9 protein-coding genes are annotated in these 5939 nt (G+C 64.5%); 7 read left to right on the top strand and 2 right to left on the bottom strand.

Features of this window, described 5'->3' with window-relative positions; all coding sequences use genetic code 11:
• Positions 1-115: 115 nt before the first annotated feature.
• On the bottom strand, positions 116-568 hold the full coding sequence (locus ELR45_RS11355; RefSeq protein ID WP_205856415.1) for a DoxX family protein: 453 nt from the start codon (positions 566-568) through the stop codon (positions 116-118).
• A 159-nt stretch (positions 569-727) separates the two neighbouring features.
• Here ELR45_RS11355 and ELR45_RS11360 point away from each other — a divergent pair, with 159 nt between their 5' ends.
• Genes ELR45_RS11360 through ELR45_RS11375 form a run of 4 tightly spaced genes read left to right on the top strand, consistent with a single transcriptional unit; the run spans position 728 to position 2859 of the window.
• Positions 728-1636, top strand: a complete 909-nt coding sequence (locus ELR45_RS11360; RefSeq protein ID WP_129666049.1) for a sigma-70 family RNA polymerase sigma factor — start codon at positions 728-730, stop codon at positions 1634-1636.
• A gap of 42 nt (positions 1637-1678) precedes the next feature.
• Entirely contained in the window at positions 1679-1948 is a 270-nt protein-coding gene (locus ELR45_RS11365) for a type II toxin-antitoxin system Phd/YefM family antitoxin (protein WP_129666051.1), read from the top strand.
• Entirely contained in the window at positions 1938-2390 is a 453-nt protein-coding gene (locus ELR45_RS11370; RefSeq protein ID WP_129666053.1) for a type II toxin-antitoxin system VapC family toxin, read from the top strand. Before ELR45_RS11365 ends, ELR45_RS11370 begins: the two co-directional genes overlap by 11 nt.
• Before the next feature lie 34 nt (positions 2391-2424).
• Complete coding sequence (locus ELR45_RS11375) at positions 2425-2859, top strand: hypothetical protein (RefSeq protein ID WP_129666055.1); 435 nt, start codon at positions 2425-2427, stop codon at positions 2857-2859.
• Between the two features lie 2 nt (positions 2860-2861).
• Here the strand turns inward: ELR45_RS11375 and ELR45_RS11380 are convergent, their stop codons facing one another.
• The gene (locus tag ELR45_RS11380; protein ID WP_205856416.1) at positions 2862-3347 is read right to left on the bottom strand and encodes a MarR family winged helix-turn-helix transcriptional regulator; all 486 of its coding nucleotides are present in this window, start codon (positions 3345-3347) and stop codon (positions 2862-2864) included.
• Positions 3348-3410: 63 nt separating this feature from the next.
• Here ELR45_RS11380 and ELR45_RS11385 point away from each other — a divergent pair, with 63 nt between their 5' ends.
• The 3 genes from ELR45_RS11385 to leuE all read left to right on the top strand — a co-directional run bounded on the left by ELR45_RS11385 (position 3411) and on the right by leuE (position 5626).
• Positions 3411-4121, top strand: a complete 711-nt coding sequence (locus ELR45_RS11385) for a hypothetical protein (protein WP_129666057.1) — start codon at positions 3411-3413, stop codon at positions 4119-4121.
• A gap of 115 nt (positions 4122-4236) precedes the next feature.
• A complete protein-coding gene (locus ELR45_RS11390; protein WP_129666059.1) occupies positions 4237-4860 on the top strand; it encodes a histidine phosphatase family protein in 624 nt (207 codons plus the stop codon).
• 79 nt (positions 4861-4939) lie between these two features.
• The gene (leuE, locus tag ELR45_RS11395) at positions 4940-5626 is read left to right on the top strand and encodes a leucine efflux protein LeuE (RefSeq protein WP_129666061.1); all 687 of its coding nucleotides are present in this window, start codon (positions 4940-4942) and stop codon (positions 5624-5626) included.
• The last annotated feature ends 313 nt before the right edge of the window (positions 5627-5939 follow it).

The raw sequence follows: 5939 nt of genomic DNA on the forward strand, positions 1-5939 counted from the left end.
CACATGCGCAAGGTCATCGTTCGCACGCGATGACGTCGTCCCCGCAGGATTTGGCCCTTGCCACGGCGTGATGCCTGGTTCAGGGTGAATACATGGTGATCATTCCGGAGCAGGTTCACCGGGCGGCTTGCTCCCTCGGCGTACACATCGCGTGTGCAGTGCGCCGCAGCCTCAGCGGCTCCCTCCAGTCCGTCGGCCGGAACTCCCAGGCCACCAAGGACACCAGTACCAGATTCACCGGCGCAGCGGTCGCCTCCGAAGTCACGCTCTGGTTGACGATATGTGTGGTGATCGCACCCACGAGGATCACGCTGAGCACGCCCACCCCGAGGATCCTCCGACGCGGGAGCAACAGCAAGACGGCGCCGACAGCCTCACCACTCCCGACGACGAACCGGAACCACGACGGATAGCCCCATTCCGCGAATTTCTCGGAGTACGGCGGGCCAAAGAACGTCTCACCAGGCATGTACTTGGTGATGGCGCCCATCATGAATGCCGTGGCCAACACCCAGCACAAGCCGGTCAGTATCCGTCGTCGTCGCGGATGAATCGGTCTCTCAGTCATCTCATCTCCTCTGTTCGCACACAGCTCTTCGAATGGGTCATAGGGTGTCGGTGCCTAACGGATTGGCCGACCATCCAGATGCCATGAACGATCGGTCCGTTACCTCAGCGAGGTGCGGCTCGTCATCGTGGTGACGGACGGCGACAGAGGAAGGTAACCGTGGACGATCGCGACTGGCTGGCCGAGCGTTTTGAGGAGAACCGCGCACACCTGCGGGCGGTGGCGCACCGGATGCTCGGCTCGCAGGTCGAGGCGGACGACGCCGTTCAGGAGGCCTGGCTGCGGCTGAGCCGCTCGGACACCAGTACTGTCGATAACCTCGCCGGCTGGCTGACCACCGTCGTCGGACGGATCTGCCTGGACATGCTGCGCTCGCGCACGACGCGGCGCGAGGAACCGCTCGATGTCCATGTGCCCAACGAGACCATCGGCGTCGACGACGGGAGTGACCCGGAACGCGAGACGCTGCTGGCTGACTCGATCGGGCCGGCGTTGCTGGTTGTCTTGGATGCCCTCTCCCCCGCGGAGCGGCTCGCGTTCGTCCTGCACGACATGTTCGCCGTGCCTTTCAACGAGATCGCCACGATCCTGGACCGCTCACCGGATGCGGCCAAGATGCTGGCCAGCCGTGCCCGTCGCAGAGTCCGAGGAACGACGGCCGCGCCCGACTCCAGCCGCACGCGCCAACGAGAGGTGGTCGAAGCGTTCCTGGCCGCGTCCCGCGAGGGCGACTTCGAGAGACTGCTTGCGCTGCTCGCGCCGGATGTCGCGCTCCGGGCGGATCGCGCGGTGGTGCAGATGGCGGCTGCAAATCCGAACGCTCCCGAGATGGCAAGCGAGGTGCACGGGCCGTCGTCCGTCGCCAAGACGTTCTCCGGACGTGCGCACGCGGCGCGACCTGCACTCATCGACGGGGCGGCCGGAGCCGTCTGGAGCCAGGGCGGGAAGCCTCGCGTCGCATTCGTGTTCTCGGTCGAGGACGGCAGGATCGTGGAGATCAACATGGTCGGCGACGAAGCGCACCTGGACCGGCTCGACCTGGAACTCTCCCTGACCTCCGAGAGGTAGCATGCCGTAGCACGTGGTGGCACACACTGCTATCATATTGCCATGACCGCACAGCCTGAGATCACCCAGCGCGACCTACGGACCCGGTCCAAGGAGATCATGGATGCGGTCGCCAGCGGCAGCTCGTTTACCGTCACACGTGGTGGTCACGAGATCGGAGCGCTGGTCCCGCTACGCCGTCGTCGGCGGTTCGTCTCGCGAGCTGAGTTCAAGGCGATGTCTCGCGGCGCTCCGGGGTTTGACATCGAATCGTTCCGTGCCGACCAAGCCGCAATAGTCACCGACGAGCTGAACGATCCTTATGAGCGCTGAGGAGCCTCAACAAGGCCTGCTCGACACGAACATCGTCATACTCCGCCGGTGGATAGACCCTGCTGAGCTACCGGACGAGATGGCGATCAGCGCGATCTCCCTCGCGGAACTGTCGGCCGGGCCGCATCTCGTGCGGGGCAACGACGAGCAAAGCGCTTACGACGAACAGACCGAGCGAGCCAGGCGGATCGACATCCTGCAGCGAGCGGAGAACGAGTTCGATCCGATTCCGTTCGATGCGGAGTCAGCGAGGATATACGGACGGCTGACTGCCGAGGTACTCGCGGCTGGCCGGAAACCACGCCGCAGGATAGCCGACCTGATGATCGCCGCCACGGCCATCGCCGAGGACCTACCCCTGTATTCGACCAACCCTGACGACTTCGCCGGACTCGGCGATCTGCTGACAATCGTTCCGGTGACTCGACCGTCGCTCCCGTAAGCTGGCCCCGGGCATCCTACGGAGAGGCGGCCGGATGAGCAACGACGGGGGGCGCGGCCGCACCGTCAGCGCCGGCAGCCCGGTGGGAATGTGGATGCGCTTCTATGCCGCCGGCTGGGTCCACCTCATCGCCGTGTTCTTCGCAGTGGGTGCCGTCTTCGTGTACCTGTTCGGCCTGCTCGGCCTGGTGCGGCTGGAGTACGACTGGCGGGAGTGCACGAACTGGCGGTACGGCACCTATGAACGTTCCGGACCGCCGGCGTTCGTCCGGCTCGATGACAGCTACTTTCCCCTGAGTGCGGTCTGCCACTGGGACGACGGGTCGACACTCGACCACGTTCCCGCGTTCGTCAATCCCGCCGTCGCGCTGTGCATCGCAGCGACAATCACGGCGGTCGCCATCATCGTCTTCCAGAACCGCCGTGAGCGGCGAGACATGATCGACGACGGCAACGGTCACTCTGGCTAGGGCTACCAGCTCCTCACATGCTCGGCCCAGGCCCGCAAGCCCTTCGCGAACCCTTCCCTATCCTGTGGCGACAGCTCCGCCAGCACCGCTCGCAGCGGCTCGGCACGACCCGCCACCAGCTGCCGCACGTCGTCGATGTGTGGTTCCGCGATGGCCACGAGCGTGCGGCGCCGGTTGTCGGGGTCTTCACGACGACCCACGATCCCAGCCCGGTCCAGATCGGATATGAGCTCGCTGGCCGTGGAGAGCGAAACGCTCAACAAGCGCGCCACCTCACTCACCGCCAACACCGCCGAAGCCACCAGCTGCGCTAACACTGCTCCGTGCCGCGCCGTCAGACCGTGCTTGGTGAACAGCGTCTCGAGATTCGCCGGCATCTGAACGTTGCCACGACGGAAGTAGGCCTCGATCAGCGGCACGGCCGCTAGCGCCTCGGCCTCTTCCTCGGTAAGCACCGGTGAGGACATCGCGTCAGGGTTGAGGCTCATGTCTTCATGTTATATGTTCGGATCTACCAACTGTTTGTTTTTCCGAAGTTTGGACGTGCGGCTATGTCTCATCAGACCGACTACCCCAGCCCGCCGTTCGTCACGCCGTCACCACACGGCTACGTCTACGCCGGGTACAGCATCGATGCCCCGGCACACGCACCGTTCGTCCGCCACAGTGGCGCGCGTGACAAGGCCGCATCCCAGCTGGAGGGGCTGCAAGACCGGCTCTCCACAGTTCCCGACGTCGTGTCGAGCACCCTGTTCGGCGCCGTGTTGATGCCGCCGATCAAAGGCTCACCACGCCACGATCTCCTCCTGCTCGTGCAGACGACCGACGCCAGGAACACCGCCCCTACCGTCGAGCACCTTCTAGGTGGCGACCCTGCGCCGGCCATAGTCTTCAACGCCGTCAACACGCACCGCATCGGCGACACGGAGTCGAACATGGACGGCACATTCCTGTTCAACCACTTCACCGGCGCGGACTCTGCCACCGCCACCAGCACGTGGAAACATCTCACCGGCTGGTACATCGCCAAGGCAGGGATCGACAATTCCACCCTGCTCGACCCGCAGCCTCAACGACCGTTCGCGATCATCAACTACGTGCGCCTGCCCGGCCGCCCGCTCGGCTTCCTTGCCAACCAGTTCCGGCAGCCCAGCTTCTTCACTCACGTCCGGGCCCGGCTCAAAGAGAACGACTTGCGCGCCATGCCGCTGTTCTACAAGGTGATCCGGCATGCGCCGGCCAGTCCCGCCGGCGGAAAGTAGCAGCTGTGATCATCACGCCGCCCGGTCACGTGCGATGAGTCCTTCTGCCTTTGATACCGTGCGCACGGCCTAGCCTTTCCGGCCACCGATGGTTCGGAAATTTGAAGGATCCCAAATGAAGAACGTCTATGTCGTCACGCACCCAGAGGCCACACATCATGTTGACGGCATCGTCGGTGGGTGGTTCGACTCCGATCTGACGGATCGAGGCGCCAGGCATGCGCAGGCGATCGCGGAGGCGCTTTCCACGCAATTGACCGGCAGCGCCGTTGAGGTGTACTCCTCAGACCTGCTCCGCGCACGACGAACGGCAGAGGTCATCGTCCAGAGACTCGGTGCGGGCCTGACCATCGACCCCGACTTACGCGAGAAGTCTTATGGGAAGGCGGAAGGCATGCCGCAATCATGGCTTGATGAACGCTTCATCCCGCCCCCTCGGTTCGGCGAGCGAATGCGTCACAACGAGGGGGTGGACGGCGCTGAGACCAGGATGGACTTAGCCGAGAGGGCATATGGCGCGATGACCCGCATCCAGGAGTCCACCACACAGAACCAGATAGTGGTGACTCACGGCGGTACGGCCACCTTTCTTATCGCGGCATGGATCGGCATGCCCATTGACGCTGCCGACAGGGTCCATTTCCGCGTCTCGTCTGGGGGCATCAGCGTGCTACGCAAGGACGACCGCCTCCACAGCCACCAGCTCGCGCAGCTCAACGACATCAGCCACCTCACATGACCAGCTCTAACCCTTCACCAGCGCCGGCAGGAACAAAATACGTTTCTGTTGCGACGGCGGCTTATGGCACTCTTCTGATGTGCTCGGGATTACTGACCTGTCGACCTACCTCGTCGGCCTTGCGCTGGTCATCCTCATGCCGGGACCGAACTCGCTGTACGTGTTGTCCGTTGCGGCCCGTCGTGGTGTGCGGCCGGGCTACCGGGCCGCCTTCGGCGTGTTCTGCGGAGACGCGACGCTCATGATCCTCTCCGCAGCGGGCGTGGCATCGCTGTTGCAGGCGAGCTCGCTGGCGTTCTCCGTCGTGAAGCTGCTAGGAGCCGGATATCTGACGTGGCTGGCGATCGGCATGCTCCGCGGCGCATGGTCGGTGTGGCGTCGCCGCGGCGCTGCCTCCGCGGAGGAAACGGCAGCAATCGACACAGGCGTGGTCGGCTCCGTGGACGACACCACGCGGCGCACCGAGCGGCCGTATAGGCGAGCGCTCATCGCAAGCTTGCTCAACCCGAAGGCGATCCTGTTCTTCGTCGCCTTCTTCGTGCAGTTCGTCGACCCCGCGTACCCGTACCCGGCCTTGTCGTTCCTCGTGCTGGGCGCTTGGGTGCAGCTGTTCAGCCTGACCTACCTGAGCATTCTGATCTTCAGCGGTGCCCGCTTGGCCGCCGCGTTCCGGCGCCGACGGCGACTCCAAGCCGGGTCATCCGCAGCAGCTGGTGGTGCGTTCCTCGGCTTCGCCGTCAAGCTCTCCCTCGCCAGCGCGAGCTGATCCCTATACCAGCGCGTGCGTACTCGGTGCGCTAAGTACTCCCTCCACAAAGCCAAGTGTCCGATTGATGGAAGGCTCACCGCACCATGCGCTCGGTGGAGCCGTGACGGCCAGCGCCCGAGAGAACATGAGAGCACACGTAGAAGCACAAAGGGCCCGCACTTAGCGGGCCCTAGGGCTGTGCAGGAGGCCGTAACCGTCCCGCAGCACTGAGTTTAGTGGATCGGCAACGCTACGGTGGCCCGGCGTGGCGCGACTACGGCATGGTGCCGTGGCGGGCCGAGACGTTCAAGTTCTCCACCGATCCGGAGTT

The organism is Phytoactinopolyspora endophytica, assembly GCF_004138495.1.
GTDB lineage: Bacteria > Actinomycetota > Actinomycetes > Jiangellales > Jiangellaceae > Phytoactinopolyspora > Phytoactinopolyspora endophytica.

Coding starts and splice junctions, on each gene's coding strand:
- ELR45_RS11355 (WP_205856415.1), bottom strand. CDS start 568: ATGACTGAGAGACCGATTCATCCGCGACGACGACGGATACTGACCGGC.
- ELR45_RS11365 (WP_129666051.1), top strand. CDS start 1,679: ATGACCGCACAGCCTGAGATCACCCAGCGCGACCTACGGACCCGGTCC.
- ELR45_RS11370 (WP_129666053.1), top strand. CDS start 1,938: ATGAGCGCTGAGGAGCCTCAACAAGGCCTGCTCGACACGAACATCGTC.
- ELR45_RS11375 (WP_129666055.1), top strand. CDS start 2,425: ATGAGCAACGACGGGGGGCGCGGCCGCACCGTCAGCGCCGGCAGCCCG.
- ELR45_RS11380 (WP_205856416.1), bottom strand. CDS start 3,347: ATGAGCCTCAACCCTGACGCGATGTCCTCACCGGTGCTTACCGAGGAA.
- ELR45_RS11385 (WP_129666057.1), top strand. CDS start 3,411: ATGTCTCATCAGACCGACTACCCCAGCCCGCCGTTCGTCACGCCGTCA.
- ELR45_RS11390 (WP_129666059.1), top strand. CDS start 4,237: ATGAAGAACGTCTATGTCGTCACGCACCCAGAGGCCACACATCATGTT.